This is a genomic window from Salinicoccus carnicancri Crm (genome assembly GCF_000330705.1).
Lineage (GTDB): Bacteria > Bacillota > Bacilli > Staphylococcales > Salinicoccaceae > Salinicoccus > Salinicoccus carnicancri.
Genome location: NZ_ANAM01000009.1, coordinates 1 through 21,123, shown reverse-complemented (window position 1 = coordinate 21,123; position 21,123 = coordinate 1). Strand labels below are relative to the sequence as shown.

Annotated in this window: 19 protein-coding genes and 1 pseudogene; 19 read left to right on the top strand and 1 reads right to left on the bottom strand. The window is 48.7% G+C overall.

Annotated features, from left to right (window positions below; translation table 11 throughout):
* The first annotated feature begins 253 nt into the window (after window positions 1-253).
* Window positions 254-1,585 (top strand): sodium-dependent transporter, encoded by a 1,332-nt coding sequence (locus C792_RS0112285; RefSeq protein ID WP_017549753.1) that lies wholly within the window; start codon window positions 254-256, stop codon window positions 1,583-1,585.
* An 86-nt stretch (window positions 1,586-1,671) separates the two neighbouring features.
* On the opposite strand, the gene C792_RS0112280 is transcribed toward C792_RS0112285, so the two are convergent.
* Window positions 1,672-2,685: an NAD(P)/FAD-dependent oxidoreductase gene (locus tag C792_RS0112280; protein WP_017549752.1), complete on the bottom strand. Its 1,014-nt coding sequence runs from the start codon at window positions 2,683-2,685 to the stop codon at window positions 1,672-1,674.
* A gap of 109 nt (window positions 2,686-2,794) precedes the next feature.
* On the opposite strand from C792_RS0112280, the gene C792_RS0112275 reads away from it, so the two are divergent.
* The 18 genes and pseudogenes from C792_RS0112275 to C792_RS0112190 form a co-directional block, all read left to right on the top strand.
* Window positions 2,795-3,724, top strand: coding sequence for an ABC transporter substrate-binding protein (locus C792_RS0112275; protein WP_017549751.1), 930 nt, complete (start codon window positions 2,795-2,797; stop codon window positions 3,722-3,724).
* A 19-nt stretch (window positions 3,725-3,743) separates the two neighbouring features.
* Entirely contained in the window at window positions 3,744-4,559 is an 816-nt protein-coding gene (locus C792_RS0112270) for an ABC transporter ATP-binding protein (RefSeq protein ID WP_017549750.1), read from the top strand.
* On the top strand, window positions 4,549-5,520 hold the full coding sequence (locus C792_RS0112265; protein ID WP_017549749.1) for a FecCD family ABC transporter permease: 972 nt from the start codon (window positions 4,549-4,551) through the stop codon (window positions 5,518-5,520). The genes C792_RS0112270 and C792_RS0112265 overlap by 11 nt, the downstream gene beginning before the upstream one ends.
* A complete protein-coding gene (locus C792_RS0112260; RefSeq protein ID WP_017549748.1) occupies window positions 5,513-6,505 on the top strand; it encodes a FecCD family ABC transporter permease in 993 nt (330 codons plus the stop codon). The genes C792_RS0112265 and C792_RS0112260 overlap by 8 nt, the downstream gene beginning before the upstream one ends.
* A 105-nt stretch (window positions 6,506-6,610) precedes the next feature.
* Window positions 6,611-7,546, top strand: coding sequence for a CorA family divalent cation transporter (locus C792_RS0112255; RefSeq protein ID WP_017549747.1), 936 nt, complete (start codon window positions 6,611-6,613; stop codon window positions 7,544-7,546).
* Between the two features lie 177 nt (window positions 7,547-7,723).
* A complete protein-coding gene (locus C792_RS0112250; RefSeq protein ID WP_017549746.1) occupies window positions 7,724-9,085 on the top strand; it encodes an anthrax toxin lethal factor-related metalloendopeptidase in 1,362 nt (453 codons plus the stop codon).
* 126 nt (window positions 9,086-9,211) lie between these two features.
* The gene (locus tag C792_RS0112245; RefSeq protein WP_017549745.1) at window positions 9,212-10,117 is read left to right on the top strand and encodes an AEC family transporter; all 906 of its coding nucleotides are present in this window, start codon (window positions 9,212-9,214) and stop codon (window positions 10,115-10,117) included.
* A 131-nt stretch (window positions 10,118-10,248) separates the two neighbouring features.
* Window positions 10,249-10,893, top strand: a complete 645-nt coding sequence (locus tag C792_RS0112240; protein ID WP_017549744.1) for a GntR family transcriptional regulator — start codon at window positions 10,249-10,251, stop codon at window positions 10,891-10,893.
* 16 nt (window positions 10,894-10,909) lie between these two features.
* Window positions 10,910-11,812 carry an acetaldehyde dehydrogenase (acetylating) gene (locus tag C792_RS0112235; RefSeq protein WP_017549743.1) on the top strand — a complete coding sequence of 301 codons (903 nt, stop codon included), beginning with the start codon at window positions 10,910-10,912 and terminating at the stop codon, window positions 11,810-11,812.
* The gene (gene dmpG, locus C792_RS0112230) at window positions 11,812-12,834 is read left to right on the top strand and encodes a 4-hydroxy-2-oxovalerate aldolase (protein WP_026090351.1); all 1,023 of its coding nucleotides are present in this window, start codon (window positions 11,812-11,814) and stop codon (window positions 12,832-12,834) included. Before C792_RS0112235 ends, dmpG begins: the two co-directional genes overlap by 1 nt.
* 76 nt (window positions 12,835-12,910) lie before the next feature.
* The gene (locus C792_RS0112225) at window positions 12,911-14,773 is read left to right on the top strand and encodes a V4R domain-containing protein (RefSeq protein WP_017549741.1); all 1,863 of its coding nucleotides are present in this window, start codon (window positions 12,911-12,913) and stop codon (window positions 14,771-14,773) included.
* Window positions 14,774-14,930: 157 nt separating this feature from the next.
* Window positions 14,931-16,112: an acyl-CoA dehydrogenase family protein gene (locus C792_RS0112220; protein ID WP_017549740.1), complete on the top strand. Its 1,182-nt coding sequence runs from the start codon at window positions 14,931-14,933 to the stop codon at window positions 16,110-16,112.
* Window positions 16,113-16,160: 48 nt separating this feature from the next.
* Entirely contained in the window at window positions 16,161-17,114 is a 954-nt protein-coding gene (gene hpaD, locus C792_RS0112215; protein WP_017549739.1) for a 3,4-dihydroxyphenylacetate 2,3-dioxygenase, read from the top strand.
* A 37-nt stretch (window positions 17,115-17,151) separates the two neighbouring features.
* The gene (locus C792_RS0112210) at window positions 17,152-18,003 is read left to right on the top strand and encodes an alpha/beta fold hydrolase (RefSeq protein WP_017549738.1); all 852 of its coding nucleotides are present in this window, start codon (window positions 17,152-17,154) and stop codon (window positions 18,001-18,003) included.
* 60 nt (window positions 18,004-18,063) lie between these two features.
* Complete coding sequence (locus tag C792_RS0112205; RefSeq protein ID WP_017549737.1) at window positions 18,064-19,479, top strand: solute carrier family 23 protein; 1,416 nt, start codon at window positions 18,064-18,066, stop codon at window positions 19,477-19,479.
* A gap of 26 nt (window positions 19,480-19,505) precedes the next feature.
* Complete coding sequence (locus C792_RS0112200; RefSeq protein ID WP_017549736.1) at window positions 19,506-19,985, top strand: flavin reductase family protein; 480 nt, start codon at window positions 19,506-19,508, stop codon at window positions 19,983-19,985.
* A 41-nt stretch (window positions 19,986-20,026) separates the two neighbouring features.
* Complete coding sequence (locus tag C792_RS0112195) at window positions 20,027-20,854, top strand: FAD synthetase family protein (protein WP_040608908.1); 828 nt, start codon at window positions 20,027-20,029, stop codon at window positions 20,852-20,854.
* A gap of 11 nt (window positions 20,855-20,865) precedes the next feature.
* Window positions 20,866-21,123 (top strand): annotated as a pseudogene (locus tag C792_RS0112190) (2-keto-4-pentenoate hydratase); the annotation flags it as partial.

The window sequence follows — 21,123 nt, the reverse complement described above, 5'->3', positions numbered from 1 at the left end:
GACATTCTAATATTTCCTGTAAAGGATGATTTCCATGTTCCGCACCATCAACGTAAACATCTGGTATAGCTATCGCATGTAGACTTGTATTTACCCATCGTAAGTACAGGTCATCTTGTCTTGTACTTGCGATGGCTGAGGAATTGGAATCGGCCATCTGTTCTCTCTGGATGGCACACTTTACCAGCCATCCGGGCGGACCGGGTGGCTTTTTTTATTGGAATGGAAAATGACAGGTAAGGTGGTTCATACAATGAAAGAACAACAGGTACAATGGGGATCCAGGCTCGGGTTCATACTGGCTGCAGCAGGTTCGGCAGTCGGTCTGGGCGCAGTATGGAAATTCCCGTACATGGTGGCACAGTTTGGCGGAGGTGCTTTCCTCCTGATATTCCTCATATTCACACTGCTCGTCGGCCTGCCGATGCTGATGGTGGAATTCACACTCGGCAGGCTCGGCAGGCGGCCTTCGATCGAGACGTTCAAATTCCTGGGCGGGCACCGTGCATACGGGCTGATCGGCCTGCTCGGCAATATCGCCGCCTTCATACTGCTCAGTTTCTACAGCGTAGTGGGCGGCTGGATCATGGTGTACTTTATACTGGCAATCGGCGATATTCTCGGCATGGCGGATGTCACGGCACCCGGACTGTTCGATGCGGTGACGGGTACGCCGTGGATGGTCATCACAGGCCAGGCCGCCTTCATGCTCATTACGGCTTGGATTGTGACAGGAGGGGTCGAGAAGGGGATAGAGCGTGCATCAAAAATCATGATGCCGATGCTGTTCCTGACCTTCATATTGCTGATTGCGCGCAGCATGACGCTGCCCGGTGCAATGGAGGGGGTGGAGTTCCTGCTCATGCCGGACTTCAGTGCGATTACAAGTGAAGCCGTGCTGTTCGCGCTCGGCCAGTCATTCTTCGCACTGTCCATCGGTGCAATGGGGATGCTCACCTATGCATCCTATGTAAAGGATGATGTGAACCTTCCGCACAGTGGGGCATATATCGTCCTCACGACGGTCATCATCACGATATTTGCAGGACTTGCGGTCTTCCCGGCCGTCGCATCATTCGGCATGCAGGACGAGGCCCAGGGGCCGGGGCTCCTGTTCATCATACTGCCGAAGGTATTCGCTGAAATCGCAGGCGGTGCCTGGTTCTACCTGCTGTTCATACTGCTGTTCCTCTTCGCGACGCTGACTTCATCCATTTCGATGATCGAGATCAACGTCAGCAACGTCATCAAAGGGCGCCAGGAAAAGCGGAATAGAGTCACATGGATCTTTGCTGTGCTCATCTTCCTGTTCGGTGTACCGAGCACCCTTTCCATGAGCGTGCTGTCGGATGTGGAAATCTTCTCAAGGTCCATATTTGACACCATGGACATGCTCGTATCCAACATATTCATGCCGCTCGGAGCACTGCTCGCCACACTCTTCCTCGGGTGGAAAGTGGATCTCGGCAGCGTCTCTCAGGCACTGGATGTGAAACAGGGATTGATATTCAGGACATGGGTGTTCATCATCAGGTACCTGCTTCCTGTTATCATACTCTTCGTATTCATAACAGCTTTGATGTAGGACATGAAGCCAGGACAGGAGTCCTGGCTTCTATTACGTGTGAAATAAAAAAGACGCCCCTGGGCGCCTTCTTCATTCAATATGGTTCACATTCTCTTCATGAGTTCCTTGTTCTTCTCTGCAAAGACTTCGTTATGTGAAGACACCATGCCCTCAGCCAGGGCATCTTCATCGAGGAAGAGTTTTGCATGGTTCGCCGCCTGGGCGGCTTCTGAGAAGCAGCCGGCGATGAGCCTGACTTTGTTGTCGTATTCGACCTGGTCGCCGCACGCAAAGATGCCGGGTACCGTCGTGTCCACCATATGTTCGGTTTTCAGCATCTGATGCTCATTGAAATCGAACTGGTCTTCCATCGCTTCGAGGAAGGCACAGTTGGAATCGTAGCCATGGCTGACAAGGACATCATCGACTGCGACCTGGCTGCCGTCATCGAGCACGACGTATTCTATGCGGTCGCCTGCCTCATTGGGTGTCAGGTGATCGATGCATCTGTTGAACTGTATGTCGATATCGCGGCGGTGGAGTTCCTCGGCCATCGCTTCGTGTCCGCGCATGGCGTCGCTCCGGCATATCATCGTGACGCTCGCGGCAATATTGGAAATCTCGGCTGCCCAGTCGATGGCGGTATTGCCGCCGCCCGAAATGAGCACATGCCGGTCCTTGAAGCGGGCGAAACGTTTGACTGTATAGTGGAGATTGGATATTTCGAATTTATCCGCGCCTTCGACTTTGAGACGCGTCGGGGTGAAAATGCCCCGGCCTGACGCGATGATGATGGTTTTACTGTAAAAGATACCGTTATCAGTGATAACCTCGAAATAGTCCTCATGTTTTGTGATTGTTTCACATGTTGTGGAAACAGAAATGCCGGGATTGAACGTCTTAGCCTGTTCAATCATGTCGTTCTTTATGTCCTGGGCCGGGGCGGGTGGAATGCCGCCGATGTCCCAGATGATCTTTTCCGGATATATATTGAGTTTGCCGCCAAGCTCCGGATGATGTTCGATGATCTGGACACTCATGCCGCGGAGTCCGGCGTAGAAGCTTGCGTAAAGGCCCGCAGGGCCGCCACCGATGATCAGCGTATCAGAAATTTTCATGCTCCATCCTCTTTTCTGTTGAAATTGGGTGGTTTCTCATTTATTATATAATCAATGATAATGATTATCAATGAGAAATATAATTTAGGAACAGGAAAGAGGAAGGAAAATGAAAAAGTACATATGGATGATTGCAACAATGATGGCTCTGATCCTCGCAGCGTGCGGCAATTCCGAGGATGATGGGACTGAAGAGGCTTCCGGCGGGGAGCCTGAGATGGTGCCGTATACGACGGATGGCGGAGAAGAGATTGAAATTCCGGAAGACCCGCAGCGCATCGTCGTACTGGCGTCGAGTTATTTCGGCAACCTGATGCAGCTTGATGCAAATGTGGCAGGCGTGTCAAACGATGTTGAAGGCAGTGAAGTATTGAAGCCGATAGCCGAAGATGGTAATGTAGAATTGCTTGAAGTCGGCAATGTAGAGCAGGTCATGAATCTGGACCCCGACCTCATCATCACTTTCTCGACAGATGAAAATCTGGACAAGCTGAAAGCGATTGCCCCGACGATTCCGGTGGAGTATGACAAGTGGAACTATCTGGATATCCATGAGGAGATGGGCCGGATAGTCGGCAAAGAAGAGGAAGCGGCTGAGTGGGTCGAAGGCTTCGAGGCTGAACTCGCTGAAGACAGACAGGCAGTAGAGGAAGCGGTTGGTGAAGACGCCACCGCAACAGTAATGGAACAATATGCAAAAGATATATATGTCTATGGTACGAACTGGGGCCGCGGTACAGAGATACTGTATCAGGGTCTTGGACTCGGAGTACCGGAAGAAATCCAGAATGAAGTCGTGGAAACAGGATGGAAGAGCATATCTGCCGAAGAGATAGAAAAATATGCCGGTGATTTCATGTTCGTTGGAAGCGGTGATGCCGGTGCAGATAATGCCTATAAGGATACAGAGGTGTGGCAGGGTCTTGATGCAGTGGAAAACGACCGGGTGATTGAATTTGATTCGCCGGCTTTCTACTACAATGATCCCTATTCGCTTGAACACCAGAAAGAATTTCTGGTCGATGCATTAACGAAATAAACCAGGCAGGTGTCTAATAATGACGAGTGTGGCGCTTAAAGATATAAAAGTGGAACTGAACGACAGAGCGATTTTACACAATATAAACATGGAACTGATGGAAGGCAGAGTGACGACGATCATCGGTCCGAACGGTTGCGGCAAGTCGACGATGCTGAAGACGATTTCCCGCATCATTTCGGCAAAAGAGGGCGGCGTCTACATCAATGACATCAACATACGCCAGATGAAATCAAAGGAAGTCGCCAAAAAGATCAGCATACTGTCACAGCGCAACAAACTGCAATATGATGTCAAAGTGGAGGATCTGGTCAGCTTCAGCAGGTATCCGCACCTGAAGAGGTTCCAGAGTCTGAAGGAGCATGATATAGAGATCATCAACTGGGCGATGAGGGAAACCGGTGCGGATGAATTCCGCAAACGCATGATGAGCGAACTTTCAGGCGGTCAGGCACAGCGTGTATGGATCAGTCTGCTGCTTGCACAGGAAGCGGATGTTTTGCTGCTCGATGAGCCGACGACCTATCTCGATATCCACCATCAGCTCGAAACATTGAATATCGTCAAAGAGCTCAATGAACAGTCGCACCAGACGGTGGTCATGGTGCTGCATGACATCAACCATGCAATCAAGTACTCTGACAACCTTGTCGTCATGAAAGACGGGGATATCATCACCAGCGGCCATCCCACAGAAGTCCTGACCAATGAAATCCTGAATGACGTTTTTAATATCAACGGAAAGATATCCATCGATCCCATCACTAAAAAACCGATTCTTGCAGATTACGACCTGTTCTGCGAAACGGTGAAAGGCGTCAAATATGGATCGTAGATGGTATACACTGCCCATCATTGTGATGGGCGTTCTTATTTCTTTCATCCTGGCGATGATGTTCGGGGCGAACCACTATGCCCCCGGTGAGGTATGGAGTGTCATAACCCGCCTTGATATGACGGACAAGACGCATCAGATCCTCTATGAAATCCGGATGCCCCGCGTACTTGCGGCGCTCGTCTCAGGATTCATGATCAGCATTGCGGGCCTGGTGCTGCAGTCTGTCACGCACAATGATCTGAGTGAACCGAGCATCCTCGGCATAAATGCCGGAGCGAACCTTGCAATCATACTTGCGGCACTGCTTGTTCCGGCATTATCTTTCGTGGCCATCATGGTGAGCGGCTTTGTCGGCGGCATGCTGGTCGGTCTGGTCATCCTGTCGGTCACACGTTCCAGATCCCCGCTCCATCTGATTCTGGCAGGTGCGGGGATTTCGCTGTTTCTGTATGCAATCACTGACTTCCTTGTGATTACGAATGACCTCGGGCAGTACATGACATTCTTCACCGCCGGCGGCGCCAGCGGCCAGTCCATAGGGAACCTCGTAATTGTCGTTCCGCTGGCGGCCGTACTCGTCATCGCACTTTATATGATGGCAAAAGAACTGGATGTCCTTTTGTTCGGTGACGAAATGGCGGTTTCCCTCGGTCAGAACCGCGGACTGTACAAATGGCTGACACTCGTCATTGCGGTCATGCTCTCGAGCATCGCCGTTGCGATGGTGGGCAACGTCGTATTCCTCGGTCTCCTGGTGCCGCATATCGTCAAGATGATATACGGCAATATGCACAAATATACAATCATCTACACCGGGCTGTTCGGTGCAATCATCTTTGCCCTGTCCGATATGTTCGCAAGGGTGTTCAATGAAGCGCCGGTCAATGCAGTCATTGCAATGATCGGCCTGCCTTTCTTCATCTACATCATCAAGAAGCGGGGTGGGCAGTATGCGTAATTCATACAAACTGGCCGTTTTGGTCATACTGCTCGTAGCTGTGGTCATTACAAGTCTTGTTACAGGTACATTCAATCTGACATTCCAGGATCTTGCAGCCCTGATGACAGGCAGTGCGGATGAGAATGTAATGACCGTCTTCTTTGATTTCAGAATGCCGAGGATCATCATTACGCTCGTCTGCGGGGCGGCACTTGCTGTCAGCGGTCTCATACTGCAGGCGATTTCGAGGAATGCCCTGGCTGACCCGGGCATCATCGGAGTGAATGCCGGCAGCGGCTTCGGGGTTGTTTTATTCATCACCTTCGTCAGCGGTTCATTGACCCAGCACCTGTACGCCCTGCCGATCATGAGCTTCGCCGGCGGGCTGCTCACGGTGCTCATCATCTTCTCCCTGTCCTTCATGAGCGGGGAGTTCAAGAGCAATATTTTCATCCTGATCGGTATTGCGACCGCGATGGGCGTCACCGGCTTCGTCTATGTATTCACTTCCCTGTTCGATACCGAACAGATGGAAATGCTCAACCGCTATTTCGCGGGGAACATATGGGGGGATACGTGGGCGTTCGTCCTTGTCTCAGTCCCTTATATACTGATCATACTGGTGCTCGTATATTCGAGGCTCCGGGAGATGGATATGCTCAATCTGGATGATGAGATGCTCACGGGGTTCGGCATGAATGTCAACAGGGAAAAGATTGTGCTCATCGTGCTGGCGGCAATGCTGTCGAGCCTTGCGGTCAGCGTATGCGGAGCCATCAGTTTCATAGGGCTTATAGCCCCGCACATTTCCCGGATGATGTTCGGGCATAACATGAAGTTTCTGTTCTTTGCATCGTTTGTGATGGGCGCACTGCTGCTCACCACAGCGGACCTCCTGGGCAAGCTTCTTCTTGCACCGATGATCATACCTGCAGGCATCGTCGTCTCCCTGATCGGCGGACCGTACTTCGTATGGCTGCTGCTCCGGGCGGGGAAAGTCTGATGGATGGCATATTCAATCCTGATCGGCAGTGGGACCTCACGGTTTCACTGCCTTTTTCGGCTTTACAACTGAAAATTCGGGTATTAGGGACAGTGGGGTGATAAGATGGGTCTTTCCATACAGTACATAACGAAAGATGACACTATAGAAAAAGCGTCCCGCGGCGGAGATGTGCCGGGTGACGTAACATTCACGTGGTATGACTACAGCAGCTTTGACGATAAGGAACAGCTGCTCGATGATTTCGGGTTTCGGGATATAAAGCTCGAAGATGAGATGGTTAAAAATTACCGCCCGGCCTACTTCAACAATGGTGATTACCAGCTTCTGATCTGTCATGTCATAGATCAGGAGACACTTGAGGCCCATGCGGTGAACATATGTGTCATGCAGGACATTATCATTACCTTCCATAATGGGGTCCTTGATGAATTCATTGATATCGCCAAAATCATCAAAAATAAACAGGATGATCTGGAAGTCGATATCGCCCTCCACATCCTGCTTGCGACAGTGGACCAGTATTTTGATATCGTGCGTGACATTGAAGATGAAGTCATATCCTTCGAGGAGAAGCATGCGGATGAGAAAAAGGGGAGTGATCTGACCGCGAAAATATTTGATGTGAAAAGGAAAGTGTTCCGGGTCAAACGTGTGATCATCCCGATGGAGGAGCTGGCGGAGAAGTTTGAAGAGCAGGATGATATATTCACCAGTTCGCAGAGCGGTGGCCTTCTGGACAGATTGAAAACCAAAATAGACAGGCAGAAGCTGATCATCCGCTTCTCAGAAGAGATGGTGGATGAACTGAAGGATAATTATATATCCTATAATACCTACCGTATGAATAGGATCATCAGCGTACTGACACTCATTTCAGCGGTGTTCCTGCCGCTTACGCTGATTACCGGCATATACGGCATGAACTTCGATATCATGCCGGAACTGAAATGGGATATCGGGTATTATCTTTCGTTGGCATTGATGCTGATCATCAGCGTATCCATGCTCGGATTCTTCAAATATAAAGGCTGGATGTGAATAATGGGGGGACTTTTGAGGCAGTTTTCCAGAAACGGGCTTTTATATGATAGTGAATTGATTGACTTTATTTCTCAATAGCGATACGTTTGCTAAAAGATTGTTCATACATGACTATTTTTTCTGAGTCCGGGAAGAATACGGATATGAATCAGCAAAAAGAAAGAAGGGAATTTTATGAAAGGCAGCTCCCTCTGGAAGTCCGGTCTTGTTATATTGGCCGTTCTTTTCCTTTCATTACTAACCGCAAACACAGAACAGGCATCAGCGAACAGTGCATTGGACAGCATGATCGATATCAGATCGGATGACGGAGAGTACGACTCGGCGGAGGCCCAGGCGATGATCGACAGGCTCCGGAGAGTGGACGACCGCATATTGCAGCATACAAACAGTGCAGGTGTGAGCATCATCCTTATGGACATGCCGCTTACGGAACTTCCTGAGTTTGATTACCTTTCCGGCAAGGTGCCGAGAGGCTGGGAAAACACAAATTCCACATGGGATGAAGTGCCGGGAGCGGGCGGTCATACAACCGCTGCCAGAATCGGCTACAGCGACCCGGGAAACGGCCATTCCACGATCAATCTGGAACTGCATGAATATGGTCACGCAGTCGATTCATATGCCGCCGGCTTCACGGTGAGCGGGTCGGATGAATTCCGCCAGATCATGAACAGTGAAAAGGACGCGTTATTCGGCGACCATAAAGTGTCCGAGTATTTTGATGAACCGGGAGAATACTTTGCTGAAGTATTTGCAATGTACTATATGGGCGGAGATGCCCAAAGCAAACTCCAGAACCGCGCACCTGAGACATATGAATTCATCAGCCATTTCCACAACAGGCTGGTTACAGTCGATGAAGTGACCGGGAACACTGCAAAGATTTCATGGGATGAGATGGACGGGGCGGCAAAGTATGAGATCTACCGGAATGATGAGAAAATCGACGAAACTGCAGAGACAAGTTTCACCGATGAGGAACTCAAGACTTCCACGAACTATAACTACTATATCAGGCCGGTGGATTCATCCGGCAACCGGCTTCTGACATCGTATTTCCGTACGACGACCACACAGTCGGAGGAGGACGCCCCGGAAGTGGACACGGCTGAACTGGAAAGCGTGATTGAAGATGCCGAAGCGGTCAGTGAAGCAGACCGCAGTCCCGGTCTGCAGTCAGCCCTTGAAAATGCCAGAAGCATAGTTGGCAGCGATGAAGCCGGCCAGCAGCAGGCGGATGAAGCCGAGACAGCATTATCTTCTGCTCTTGAAGAAAACCGGAAAGAGCTAAAAGCGGCTGAGGAAGAGTCCGCTGAGGAATCTACAGAAGAGGACACAACCGAAGAATCGACAGAAGAAGAAACTGAAGAATCTGCAGAAGAAGAAACTGAAGAGGAGACAGAAGCCGAATCCGAGACGGGCAGTTCACAGGCAGAAGCATCGAATGATAATATGTTCATGATCCTGCTGTCATCCGTCCTGGTCATTCTGGCAATAATCTCGGCAATACTGATATGGAAAAGGAAGAAATGATAAGCGGGAGGCAGAAGCTCTGACACGGCTCAGGGTTTCTTTTTTGTTTCAATGGCTACCTTTATGCATCTTTTTCGCCTATCATTGAGAATAGGATTCAAATCTTTTCAAAGGACGTTGAACAGCATGGAATTATTGATGATTGTACTGCCGGTGTTTCTTATCTTCGGCATCGGCTATGCCTCGCAGAAACTTTTGAAGATGGATATCAAATCGATATCGGCCATGTCTCTGTACATACTGCTCCCTCTTCTGACATTCGATACGTTCTACCGCAATGAACTGACAGTGGACTATCTGTTCCTGTTTATATTTTCGGTGATCATTACAGTGCTCCTCATTGGAATCACCGTACTCGCCGGATGGTTCATGAAATCCACGAAAGAGGATGTTTCGGCCATTTTGCTAGGAACTCTATTCCCCAACAGCGGGAACTACGGTGCACCGGTCATGCTGTTTGCGCTCGGTGCAGTGGCTTTTGACTATGCCATCGTACTGATGGTGCTGCACGGCTTCATTATCAGCACAGTCGGTATCTTCATCGCATCGTTCGGCAGTGGGGGCACGATTTCCGTGAAGGATGCCATCCTGAGCATATTCAGGATACCGGTGATATACGGTGCGGCGGCAGGGTTACTGTTCCAGCTTGGAAACGTCACAATCGATGACAAGCTGATGGAGATCCTGCAGATGACGGGCAATGCGGCCATTCCGGTCGTCATGCTGATCCTTGGCATGCAGCTTGCCGAAATCAGGAAGGAAAATTTTGAACTGAGAAACATCAACGCTGTCGTCCTCATCCGCATGGTCGTTTCGCCGATTGTAGCGATGGTGCTCGTCATGTTCATGCCTGTGGACGAGACGATGAAGATGGTCTTCATCATACTGAATGCAATGCCCGTGGCCGCCAATTCGACGATGCTGGCCGTACAATTCAATGTAAAGCCGAATCTTGTATCATTCTCGACGCTGGTCACAACACTGCTGAGTCTTTTGACCATACCGTTCTTCCTGTACCTGATCGGCATATAGCATGCCGGGACGAGAGTCCCGGTTTTTTAGTATAGAAATTTCTGAATATTAACTTGACAAACAGAGAACGCTTTCTTAAACTTGAAATATGTTAACTGTTAACATTTCAGATAATTGAGCGGGTGATGACCATGATTGTAAAGAATAATATTGCATCCCAGGTGGTCGACCATCTGAGAAAGGAGATCATACTGGGAAAGTACGAAAAAGGGGAGGCGCTCGTGGAAACGAAACTGTCCGGCGAGCTTGGTGTCAGCAGAGGGCCGGTCAGGGAAGCAATCGGCGAACTTGTCACTGAGAATCTTGCGGAAAAATTCTCGAATGGGCGGACGGCGGTGACGGGCTTTGAAATCAGGGATATCGAAAACCTGTATGACACACGTATCCTTCTGGAAAATCATGCACTGAGCCAGGTATCGGCTGAGGTTTTCAAAGCGCACGAGGGTGAGCTCATGTCATATATCAATCAGATGCGTGACGCTGAATACTATGAGGACAGGGACGTTGAAACGGATCTTGCCTTCCATCATCTGCTTGTCAAAATGTCGGGGAATAATTCCCTCCTCCATTTGTGGATGGCACAGCGTAATATTTTCAGGACGCTGATCGATATAACCAGTGAGGTAACGTTTACAAACCAGTCTGAAATCATAGACCAGCATGTTGAAATTGTCGAAGCAATGGCAGGACAGGATGTGGAGAAAGCCCAGGTGCTTCTCAGGAAACATCTGGAGGAAGCATCCGGGCACTGCTGCAACGGTAAGAAATTACTTTAAAAAGGGGATGTATCCAATGACGAATGAAAAGATCAAATGTGCAATCATCGGATCCGGCAATATCGGAACAGACTTGATGGTCAAACTTTTAAGAAGTGAAAAGCTGGAAGTCACTGCCCTGATCGGCATAGATCCGGAATCTAAAGGATTGAAGCGGGCAGAAGAGAATGGACTTGTCGCAATATCCAACGGTATAGACGGTCTTGTGGAGCGTCCGGAGCTTGCGGACATTGTGTATGAGGCGACTTCTGCAAAAGCGCACCTGCATAATGCGGAAATTTTAAAGGATCTCGGAAAGAAAGCGATCGACCTGACACCGGCGGCAGTAGGCCCGTTCCTTGTTCCATCGGTGAATCTGAAAGAGAGGGAGATCCCGAAGCTTGATAATGTAAACATGGTCACCTGTGGCGGACAGGCGACGATTCCGATGGTCAAGGCCGTATCGGATGTACTGCCGGTCGACTATGCCGAAATTGTAGCCTCAATCTCAAGCAGGAGTGCAGGACCCGGGACAAGGCAGAATATCGATGAGTTCACTGTCACTACAGCCAGTGCATTGAAAGAAGTTGGCGGGGCCAAAGAGTCAAAAGCGATCATCACCCTGAACCCGGCAGACCCTCCGATTCTCATGAGGAATACGATACATGTACAGACTGCGGGAGATGCAGAAGCACACGCCGGGGCGATAAAGGGTTCACTGGAAAGGATGCTCGGCAATGTACAGGGATATGTACCGGGCTACAGATTCAAAGCGGATCCGGTCATCAAAGGAAACATCGTTACCGTATCTGTTGAAGTGGAAGGGAACGGGGATTTCCTGCCGGAATATGCAGGCAATCTCGATATCATCACTTCCGCAGCAGTCAGGACAGGGGAAGTAATGGCAGAGAGCATGTTAAAGGAAGGGGTTGCTGAATGATGGGCAAAAAAGTGATTATCAATGATGTGACTTTAAGGGACGGCATGCATGCGATCCGTCACCAGTATTCAACCGACCAGATCGCCCGGCTGACACGGGCAATCGATGATTCGGGCGCAGATATCATCGAAGCGACGCATGGAGACGGCCTGGGAGGGAGCTCCATCCAGTATGGTTTTTCAAAGGAATCCGAGGAGGACATCATCAAAACAGCGGTTGCCAATGCAGAGAATGCAAAAGTCGGTGTACTGCTGCTTCCGGGAATCGGTGTGATCGAGCATCTTGAACGGGCACATGACTGGGGAGCACAGGTCGCGCGCGTGGCAACTCACTGTACAGAAGCGGATGTATCCGAGCAGCACATCAAAAAAGCCGAAGAACTCGGCATGGATACGGTCGGCTTCCTCATGATGTCCCACCGGACGCCACCTGAAAACCTTCTTGAGGAAGCCAGGAAAATGGAATCCTATGGTGCAGACACCATCTATGTCGTCGATTCCGCCGGTGCGCTGACGATGGATGATACAAGGCGCAGGGTCTCCCTGTTCAAAGAGTATCTGAACAGCAAGACCCAGATCGGTTTCCACGGACACAACAACCTGTCACTCGGTGTGGCGAATTCAATCGCCGCAATCGAGGAAGGCGCCGACAGGATCGATGCGAGTCTGGCAGGCATGGGTGCGGGTGCAGGAAATACCGCAACAGAACAGCTCGTGGCAGTGATGGACAGAATGGATATCGACCATAACCTGGATCTCTACAAGACGATGGACGCTGCTGAAAACCTGATGAAACCGATGATGGAACGACCGGTACAGATAGACCGTCTCTCCCTGACACTTGGGTACACAGGTGTCTATTCCAGTTTCCTGCTTTTTGCAGAACGTGCAGGCAGGGAATACGGAGTGGATGCCCGGGACATACTGACAAGAATAGCCGAGATGGGCGCAGTCGGCGGCCAGGAAGACTGGATCATCGGTGTCGCACAGGAACTGTCAAAAGAAAAGCAGTTGAACGCATAGGATGGATTATGGAGAATGAGCCTGGGACAGAGTGGTCCCGGGCTCATTTTTACGAATCATGCTGGGAGGATGGAAAATGAAAGTTTCTGTTGAAGATAAGTCAATTGAGAAGATACATAAATCTGGCTATGGACGGAAGATAAGGACTTCTGCGAATTCCATGGGAATATTACGTCTGCAGGTGGCTAAACATATTGGGATTGACCGCATGGATAGTTTCCTGTTTCAATTTGGCTGGGAAATGGGTGTGGCTGACGGTCGTGAGCTGTTAAAAAGCGACAAAGCACTTGAGGATCTGGTAATTGACGGGCCGATAGAGCATATCGCCAGCGGCCATATCAGCGGTATCGATCACAGATGTGATATTGAATATAATGAAGACGGTTCGCTTAAAACGCTGGTTGGCAGAGGTGAATGGTTCGATTCATATGAAGTGGAACAGCATCTGCATCACTTTGGCCCATCCGAAGAACCGGTATGCCATACACTTGCCGGTTATTCCAGCGGCATGATGTCCACGATTTTCAAGAAACCACTGATCGCCAAAGAAATCACATGTGCCGCAGCCGGTCATGATACATGCCAATGGATGGTGAGACCCCAGGAAGACTGGGGGGATGATGTAAAACAGAATGTGGCTGACCTGCTTGGACGTAAACCGATCGTGGAGGAGCTGGAATATACGTATGACAACCTGCTTGAGCAGACGGAGTTCATCACAAACCTGTCGGATTTTCAGAAAGAGCTGACGAATGAAGTCGTTAACGGGAGGGATCTGAAAGCGATTGTCAAAGTTGCCGGCGAGCTCGTTGGAAAACCTCTGACGATAGAGGATCTTTCAATGGAGACCATCGCCTGTGCGGGGATTTCCGATATTCAAAAAGAAGAAATGCGAAAAGAGATGATTGAGACTGCGCCGGAATTCATAGTGGAGGATAAAAGTGAATACACCCTTTCCTCCGACAAGAAGATATATGAGTTTGAAGCATACAACCGTATAGTGGTTCCAGTGCTTGTCCAAAAGCAGTTGCTGGGTTACTGTACGATGATTGTCGACAAGAAAAATACAGGGGAATACGATGAAGAATATCTCTATTTGGAACATTTGGCCAGTGCGGCAGCGCTGGTCCTGCTCAATGAAAAAGCAGCGTTTGAATCCCTGGGCAGGATGAAAGGCAATTACCTGGAACAGGTCTTGAGCGGTGAGTATACCAGATCGGAACTTGTCAAGAGAGGTAAGTATATTGATGTGGATTTCACCCTGCCTTACCGGCTGGTGGTCATAAATTATGAAAATGACTTTACGACCCTAGAGGAGGAGTTTGGCTTCCAGGAAAAGCTGCTCGATCTCTCCCATCAGTATTACAGGAGCAAGGGCCAGCAGGCGTTAACAGGTTTCAACGATGACAAGATCATTATGATGATCTTCGAACCTGACCATATAGACAATATATTGGATGGGTATGTCGAATACATTCATAAGTATATGGGAAATATCCGCTTCCAGATGGGACTGGGAGGATATGAAGAGAATATTGATAACGTAGCCAAAGGTTACGAAGAAGCCAGGATTGCATTGAGGCTCGCCATCCGTAAAAGCCGCGTCTCCTATGATGAACTGGGGGTGGTGGGACTGTTGATCAATTCCAATAATATAGAAAGTATACAGATTCTTGCGAAAGAGGAATTGAAGGGATTGTACGGAGCAGAGGATGAAAAAGATCATGAATTGTTCGAAACATTGTATTATTTTTTAAGTAACGGAGGAAACTTGAGGAATACGGCTGCCGATCTGGCTTTGTCCATGAGTGGATTGAGGCACAGGATACAACGGATAGAGCACATCTTGCAAAAGGACATAAGGGACCCCGAGGTGGGCAACAGCCTGCTGCTCATCATGAAAGCTCTGATTGTTTTGAAAGACATAAATGTCCGATGATTTATGATTTTTTCATCACAAACCAACAAACAGTGTTCATGAATTAATTTTTCATGGGCAGTTATTGCTCTAGTTATCAGAAAATTTGTAATATAGACTGTAAATATCGTTGAAACCGCATACACTGAGAAATTTTCTGATGAAAGGATGTTTTTATATGACACAGCAATTAACTGCGCAAGTGAATCTGACTGAAGACGAACTTCTGGAAGGTGCGAGACGCGTAGGTGAGCTGGCAGAATCGCAAGCGCATCAGGCGGAGGAAAACGCAAGTGTTTCGAGGGAAGTTGTAGATCTCATGAAAGAGGTCGGAATCACTAAAATGATGATCCCTGAAAATCAGGGAGGCCCCGGAACAAGTTTGAAAACATTCGTCAAAGTTTTAAGAACGGTATCCAACTATAATGTCTCTGCTGCATGGCTGTCATTCCTGTATCCATTGCATAATATGCTCCCTGCATATCTGCCGCAGGAAGGTCAGGACAAAGTTTACAAGGACGGCGGATTGATTGCAGATATATTTGCAGCTGTCGGGACTGCCGAGAGGGTCGAGGGCGGTTATAGAGTGAGTGGCAAATGGAACTTTGTCAGCGGAGTCAATCATGCAGACTGGGTCGGTGTGGGTGTGAAATTTGAAGATGAATCAGGCAAATCGAAAGTGATCCTTCCAATTATCCCCATCGAGCAGCTGGAAGTGGTTGTGAACTGGGATACATTCGGTCTGAGGGGAAGCGGAAGCAATCAGGTTAACGCGGATAATGTGTTTGTATCCGATGAAATGATTTTCGATGTGGATAAAGCTGTCGAAACACGCAGGCCACACGAGGAGAACTATGAGAAAGACTACCCCCTCTATCATGTTCCTTTATTCCCGGCATTCTATTTCGGCTTCCCGGTTATGGCGGTTGGAGCAGCTGAAAGAATGATTGAAGAATTTAAGAATGCCACTGAAAAGCGAGTGCGTCTGATGGATGGTGTCAGGGAAAGTGAGTCTCCGAGAAGCCAAAGGGTTATTGCGGAAATCACAACTGAATTTAAAGTTGCGGAGGCGCTTCTCGATAAATATATGACCTTGCTTGAAGATTATGAAAAGAACGGCTGTGAAACACCGAATTCAGAGTTCTTCGCCCTAAGGACAAAAATCATCAAAAATACAGTAGACATTGGTACACGCATCCTGCTTACTCTTGGCGGAGGAGCACTATACAAGGGCGGGCCGATTGAACTGTTCTACAGAGATCTGATGTCGCTCGCGACACACAAAACTTCCCTGTATGAAGATGCTGTTGCAGCGTATGGCCAGGATCTGTTTGGATTCGACAGCAATGTCAGAGGGTAGCAATGGACCCCGGTTTACTGACAATTCTATAAAAAAGGTGGAGTACTTATGATATTAAGACTTGGACAAATTGAACTATTCGTTACAGACCTCGCAGAATCTGAAAGATTTTATGTGGATACTTTAGGGTTCATCAAAGCGGATGAGACGGAGGAGAGCCTGTATCTTAAAGCGACAGACGAGTTTGATATCTATACTCTCGTCCTGACTCAGAAGGAAGAAGCGGCACTGGCAAGCTTCGGACTCAGGGTGTCCAGTGAAGGATATCTGGATGAGCTGCAGAAGAAACACGGGGAGATGGGCATTGAAACTGAAATGGTTGAAAGTCACCATCCGGGACGCGGACGTACATTGAGGGTTGCTGAGCCGAGCGGGCATCCGGTGGAATTCTACCATGCGATGGAACAGATTGATGTCGGCGGGGGCAGACCAGGAGTAGAAAAGCTGCCTATGCGTAATACCCACAGGTTCAACGGTATTCCTCCGGTCAGAATTGACCATATGAACCTCCGTGTGACAGATGTCGATAAAGCATGGGAATACTGGGAAGCCATCGGATTCAGCATTTCTGAATATGTGCAGGATGGTGATGAAAAGTTTGCTGCATGGACAAGGGCCAAAACTTCCACGCATGATGTTGCCCTTGTCAGGCAGGAGGAAACGGCGCTTCATCATATTGCCTATATCGTTGATGGTGTGGCAGGTGTTGTAAGAACGGCTGACCTGCTGGCTGATGCGGGATACAGGGATTCAGTCGAGTACGGACCGGGACGGCATGGTGTGAGTAACGCATTCTTCCTTTATGTGCGTGATCCCGACGGGCATCGTATAGAAATCTATTCCGGTGACTACAACCGCGATACGGATCTCCCGCCGATCGGCTGGACCAAGGAAGATTATGATGCGAATGGCCGCCTGTGGTGGGGGCCTTCAGTGCCTGATCGTTTCTTTGAGACGACCCCGGTCAATAAAGACTGGGTGAAGCCTAAAGTCAATAATTAGTCAGAAAAGTATTTTCTTAAAAGAGAGGAGAATTTTTGTGTCACTTTGGACTGAAGTACAGGACATTGAATTCAAACTATATTATTTAGATGCCAATGGTGTAAAGACGCGCGTAATGGAATCAGGGACAGGTGAGCCGCTGATCCTGATGCATGGGACAGGCGGTCATATTGAGGCATACGGCAAAAACATAAAAGGGCTCGCTGAGGACTTCAGGGTGATCTGCATCGATATGCTCGGTCACGGTTATACGGACAAGCCGGACAAGCCGTATGGAATTGACGCTTACAGTGATCATCTTCTGGACGTAATAAACGCGCTTGGGCTGGACGAAGTCTTTCTCTCAGGCGAGTCACTTGGCGGCTGGGTAGCTGCATGGTTCGCTGCCGAACATCCTGAATATGTAAAGGCGATGGTATTGAATACGCCGGGCAACGTAAACAGTGATCCGGAAATCATGGAGAGACTCAGGGCTTCCACAATTAAAGCGGTTGTTGAAGCAAGCTACGAAAATGTCAAAACACGACTTGAATGGCTGATGTATGACAAGAGTGTTGTAACCGATGAGCTGATCCAGTCGAGATATGATATCTATACACAGCCTGCCTATCAGGAAGCGGTATATAACATCGTCCATCTGCAGGACCCTGAAGCACGTAAACAGTATATATGGGATCCTTCATGGTGCAGCAAGATCAAGGCACCGACACTGCTTGCGTGGACGGATCACGACCCTACATCCTCAGTGGAACAGGCCAAACCGATCCAGGAGATGATACCGGGAGCGGAACTTACTGTCATAAATGATGCAGGTCACTGGCCGCAGTGGGAGCAGGTTGAAGAGTTCAACCGGGTCATCAAAGATTTCCTTAAAGCACCTGTGAAGTAATCTAAATGGATGGATGTCTTGGACATTCATCTATTTATCAATAGAGGGGGATTTCAAACAGTGTTCAAAAAAAGGAAGGATGGGGAAGAACAGCCGTACTGGCCGCTTGGATCATTCAAGATCCGTCTGCCATTCATACACTATAGACTTGAGAAGGCGGAACTGATACAGGGTCTGGTATTGTTTACAGCCGGGCTCAGCATGATAGAAATCATGACGAGCTTTATGGGGATTTCATATGAAGCTGCTCTGACCATTACAATATTGAATCAGTTCCTGATGCTTCTGCCATCCTCGATGGGAGTGCCGTTCGTTTCAGGATTCATTACAGCTTTGATACCGTTGATCATCGTGTTTCTCCAAGGGTATGATCCGGGACCGGAAGCAATACAGGCAGTAATAGCGGTGCAGCTGGTACTCGCATTGATCTTCCTTGTCTTCGGAATCAGCGGCCTGGGGGAGAAAGTTGTGAAGAATCTGCCGGCATCCCTTAAAGGCGGTATTTTGATAGGCGCGGGGATCGCGGCAATCATGACGGAGATAGAGCCTGGGGGCAGATTGACGGAAACGCCAATAACGATTGGGATAGGTTCTGTGCTGTGCCTGTTCATCATGTTCTCAATGTACTTTAGAAAAATATCAAGAAAAAGCAGTATGATACAGAAGATAGCCAGTTACGGTATCATTCCGGCAATCATGGCAGCCATTGCCATCGGGCTTGTGGTTGGTGAATACTCATTCCCGGATATAGAATGGGGGATCACTCCACTGGCAATTCAGGAGGTATGGGCAATGTCTCCATTTTCCATAGGATTTCCGGGCTTGGAAATGTTCGTAGCGGCAATACCTACAGCGATCATGGCGTATGTGATTGCCTATGGTGATATCGTCGTCGGTGAACAGGTTATAAAACGTGCGGAAGAGTCGCGGCCGGATGAGAAGATTAACTACAGTTTCAGCATGCTTCATAAACTGACATTTCTGCGTAACCTGCTCAATGGCTTGTTTGCTCCGCACCCAGGGATGGCAGGACCGATATTTACTGCAGGTACAGCGTCAGTGGCTGAAAGGTATACCTATGGAAGAAAATCGATGGACTCAATATTTTCAGGAACGAATTCAATGCTGATTGCCTTCAGTGTCGGAATCATGCTCCTGCCGCTGGTTTCATTCTTCAGGCCCTTTTTGCCCATAGCACTGTCATTGACACTGATCTTAACAGGTTATCTCTGTATCACAATTGGCATGCAGCAGCTCAAAAAAGAGTCGGAAATGGGCGTTGCCGGTCTGATGGCAATCACTTTGGCACTTTACGGTGCAGCAGCCGCATTAGCAGCCGGCGTAGTTCTGTACTTTGTCATACAGAAAACAAGGCTCTTTGAAAAAGATGCTGAAGGTGAAGAAATTGAGCAGTCTGAGAACGAGAAACAGAAGCGGGGCCGGAAAATTGATGAAGAATATGCAACAGTCGATTGATAAATAAATTTTCAGGAGGTAATTGTATGGAAGATCGTCAGTTCAGGAATGCAATGGGGAAATTCGCAACAGGCGTGAACGTTATCGCAGCAGAGGTGGAAGGTGAAGTGTATGGCATGACTGCCAATGCATTCATGTCGGTGTCACTGGACCCGAAGCTTATCGTCATTTCAATCGGGGACCAGGCGAAAATGCTGGACAGGATCCGTCAGAGCGGAAGGTTCTCGGTCAACGTCCTGTCCTGTGAGCAGCAGGAGGAATCCATGCGGTTTGCCGGACAGAAGGAGTTTGAAGATCAATTTGAATTCGACCGCCTGGGTGAGGCGCCGGTCATAAAAGATGCACTGTGCCAGCTGTCATGCGAAGTGTACAATGAGCACACGGAAGGGGATCATGTGCTGTTCATCGGCAAAGTGAACGATCTCGTACTGAAAGAGGGGGAGCCGCTCATCTTCAACTGCGGCAAGTACAGAAGGCTCGAAGCGCTGGAAGCAGTGGCGAAATAACGCCGGATATGCAGGAATTCCTCAAAGGGGAGGCGGATCAGATGGAAATCATTTATGTTGATGATATGAATTTGAAGGCATGGCAGCGTAAATCCAGTAAAAACGTGATGGCACTCGGTTTTTTTGACGGGGTGCACCGGGGACATCAGAAAGTGATCGCAGAGGCAAAGCGGCAAGCAGAAAAACATGATGCTTCACTTGATGTGATGAGTTTCTTCCCGCATCCGAAGACCGTCATTTCAAATGGAAAAAAGCGTGTCGACTATCTGATGCCGCTTGAGGAAAAGGCGCGTGTGCTTGAGAAGATGGGTGTCGACCGTTTCTATATCGTAAAGTTTACGAAGGCATTCGCTTCCATGGAACCTCATGAATATGTAGAAGAGTACCTGGAAAAGCTCGGGACCATCCAAGCGGTGGCTGGTTATGATTTCTCCTATGGGTTCAAAGGTGAGGGAAACATGGACAGGCTGGCGGCCGATTCAGGTTTCAGTATCGGAGCAACAAAGGTGGATAAAGTGACCCATATGGGCAGCAAGATAAGTTCCACCTGTATCAGGAGTGCGATTTTGGAAGGCAGAATTTCTGAGTTGAGGGAGCTTCTGGGCAGGAATTATTCAACAAAAGCCCGTGTGACGGATGGTTATCTGTCTTTGAATGATTACTACATGCTTCCGCAGGACGGAATATATAATGTGACGATTGAGGCGGGGTTCAAACGGTATGAAGCGCAGATATACGTAGATAACGATGCACAGAAGATTTCGTTTACGCAAAAGTGCCTGATGGATAAGATAAATAGGTTTGAGATTGCCATTACATGGGAGAGAAGGATAGCGTCCTATACCCTGTATCAGATGGTGGCACAATAGGAGGGGTATGTATGACCATTACTTGTGATCTTGGAGATTATATATACGATGCTGAAAAAAATATGAAACCTGTTGAACCATTCACAGAATGTTTTCCGGATATTTCTGTGGACGAGGCTTACGGGGCACAGCTCCAATATGTACAAAAGCGTATTGCGGACGGGGCTGTCGTGAAGGGTAAAAAAATCGGTCTTACAAGTAAAGCCATGCAGGAGATGCTGGGGGTGGACCGCCCCGATTACGGGCATATATTTGATGATATGATCCAT

Coding starts and splice junctions, on each gene's coding strand:
- C792_RS0112270 (WP_017549750.1), top strand. CDS start 3,744: ATGACGAGTGTGGCGCTTAAAGATATAAAAGTGGAACTGAACGACAGA.
- dmpG (WP_026090351.1), top strand. CDS start 11,812: ATGGGCAAAAAAGTGATTATCAATGATGTGACTTTAAGGGACGGCATG.
- C792_RS0112200 (WP_017549736.1), top strand. CDS start 19,506: ATGGAAGATCGTCAGTTCAGGAATGCAATGGGGAAATTCGCAACAGGC.
- C792_RS0112275 (WP_017549751.1), top strand. CDS start 2,795: ATGAAAAAGTACATATGGATGATTGCAACAATGATGGCTCTGATCCTC.
- C792_RS0112225 (WP_017549741.1), top strand. CDS start 12,911: ATGAAAGTTTCTGTTGAAGATAAGTCAATTGAGAAGATACATAAATCT.
- C792_RS0112195 (WP_040608908.1), top strand. CDS start 20,027: ATGGAAATCATTTATGTTGATGATATGAATTTGAAGGCATGGCAGCGT.
- C792_RS0112265 (WP_017549749.1), top strand. CDS start 4,549: ATGGATCGTAGATGGTATACACTGCCCATCATTGTGATGGGCGTTCTT.
- C792_RS0112250 (WP_017549746.1), top strand. CDS start 7,724: ATGAAAGGCAGCTCCCTCTGGAAGTCCGGTCTTGTTATATTGGCCGTT.
- C792_RS0112255 (WP_017549747.1), top strand. CDS start 6,611: ATGGGTCTTTCCATACAGTACATAACGAAAGATGACACTATAGAAAAA.
- C792_RS0112280 (WP_017549752.1), bottom strand. CDS start 2,685: ATGAAAATTTCTGATACGCTGATCATCGGTGGCGGCCCTGCGGGCCTT.
- C792_RS0112220 (WP_017549740.1), top strand. CDS start 14,931: ATGACACAGCAATTAACTGCGCAAGTGAATCTGACTGAAGACGAACTT.
- C792_RS0112235 (WP_017549743.1), top strand. CDS start 10,910: ATGACGAATGAAAAGATCAAATGTGCAATCATCGGATCCGGCAATATC.
- C792_RS0112285 (WP_017549753.1), top strand. CDS start 254: ATGAAAGAACAACAGGTACAATGGGGATCCAGGCTCGGGTTCATACTG.
- C792_RS0112240 (WP_017549744.1), top strand. CDS start 10,249: ATGATTGTAAAGAATAATATTGCATCCCAGGTGGTCGACCATCTGAGA.
- C792_RS0112260 (WP_017549748.1), top strand. CDS start 5,513: ATGCGTAATTCATACAAACTGGCCGTTTTGGTCATACTGCTCGTAGCT.
- C792_RS0112245 (WP_017549745.1), top strand. CDS start 9,212: ATGGAATTATTGATGATTGTACTGCCGGTGTTTCTTATCTTCGGCATC.
- hpaD (WP_017549739.1), top strand. CDS start 16,161: ATGATATTAAGACTTGGACAAATTGAACTATTCGTTACAGACCTCGCA.